The sequence below is a fragment of the Paraburkholderia kururiensis JCM 10599 = LMG 19447 genome, assembly GCF_003986935.1.
GTDB classification, from domain to species: Bacteria; Pseudomonadota; Gammaproteobacteria; order Burkholderiales; family Burkholderiaceae; genus Paraburkholderia; species Paraburkholderia kururiensis.
In genome coordinates, this window is sequence record NZ_RJZE01000086.1 from 1 (window position 1) to 1,572 (window position 1,572).

Here is a 1,572-nt window from a genome sequence, read left to right on the forward strand (position 1 = left end):
TCGACAGCGAACTGGCCGTGGTGGATGTCGAGGTCGACAGCGACGCGACATTGCTGTTGGTCGTCGACAGCCCCGTCGAGAGCGAGCTCACGCCCGTGGACAGGGAACTGACACCGGTCGACAGCGAACTGGCCGTGGTGGATGTCGAGGTCGACAGCGACGCGACATTGCTGCCGATCGTCGAGAGACTCGTCGATATCGAGCCCACACTGGTTGACAGTGACGTGACGTTACTATTGGTGGTGGACAGCCCCGTGGAAAGCGAACTGGTGGCGGTCGAACTCGACGTGGACAGCGACGTCACAGCCTGGTTGGTCGCGAACAGCTGTGAACCGTTGATCGCGTCGGTGCTCGTCGCGCTCACCTGCCCGGCCGCCACGTTCGTGATCTGCCGCTCCGCCCCAGGCGCACCCACGCTCACCACGCTCGTCGGGCTGGTGCCTGCATAGGTGTACGCGGTGCCGCCGATCGTCGCGCCCGTGGTCGGCACCGGCGCCGCCGTCACCGAACCGCTACCCAGCGCCACGTCGTTCGGATTGACCGCAGTCGCGGCCGAACCGAGTGCCACGCCACCCGTGCTGGCCGCCGTCGAGGTGTTGCCGATGGCCACTGCCCCCGTGCCGCCGGCCACGTTGGTTTCACCCAGCGCCACCGCGCCCTGCGCACTGGCGGTGTTCGAGTCGCCGATGGCAAGCGCACCGTTGCCGTTGGCCGTGTTGTTGGCGCCGAGGGCAGCCGCACCGGTGCCCGTTGCGCTGTTCGGATCCCCGATCGCCACCGCGCCGTTGCCGCTCACCGTCTGCTGGTTGCCCAGCGCAACCGCGCCGGTGCCCGAGAGCACCTGCGAGTGGTAGCCCCCCGCGATCGACCCGGGGCCCGCAGCCGCGGCCACCGTGTTCGTGTCGCCAATCGCCACGCTCGAGGCCGCCAGCGCCTGCGAGCCGAAACCCACCGCCGTCGCATCGATGCCTGCGGCCGATGCGCCCACACCAGCGGCCAGCGAGTTCACGCCGGTCGCGCCGCTGTTGGTGTAATTGCTGCCCTGTACACCGCCGTCGTTGACACTGTAGTAATGCGTCCTGCTGCTGGACACCGCCGTGCTCAGCTGCGAGACGTTCACCGCATCGGTCGATGACGTGCCCGCGGCCACGTTGTGGATCTGCGCGGCCGTGCCGCCCGGGTCCAGCGTCACGCTGCCGTAGTTCACCGTGCCGTCCGGGTTCAGGTCGTACTTGACGGCCTGCGCGTTCAGCGTGCTTACCCCCGTCGACAGCGAACTCACGCCCGTGGACAGGGAACTGACACCAGTCGACAGCGAACTGATGCCTGTGGAGGTCGACGTCGACAGCGACGTTACATTGCTGTTGGTGGTGCTCAGTCCCGTGGACAGCGAACTTACCCCCGTCGACAGCGAACTGATGCCGGTCGACGCTGAGGTCGACAGTGACGCGACATTGCTGTTGGTCGTCGACAGCCCCGTCGAGAGCGAGCTCACGCCCGTGGACAGGGAACTGACACCGGTCGACAGCGAGCTGATGCCTGTGGAGGTCGACGTCGACAGCGACGTTACAT

Annotated in this window: 1 protein-coding gene and 1 pseudogene; one reads left to right on the plus strand and one right to left on the minus strand. The window is 67.2% G+C overall.

Features of this window, described 5'->3' with window-relative positions:
* A pseudogene (locus tag PKKP23_RS33340) lies at positions 1-1,282 on the minus strand (hypothetical protein); the annotation flags it as partial.
* Between the two features lie 4 nt (positions 1,283-1,286).
* Here PKKP23_RS33340 and PKKP23_RS34760 point away from each other — a divergent pair.
* Positions 1,287-1,572 (plus strand): hypothetical protein (locus tag PKKP23_RS34760; RefSeq protein ID WP_240659285.1); only part of this gene is annotated, 286 nt, incomplete at its 3' end.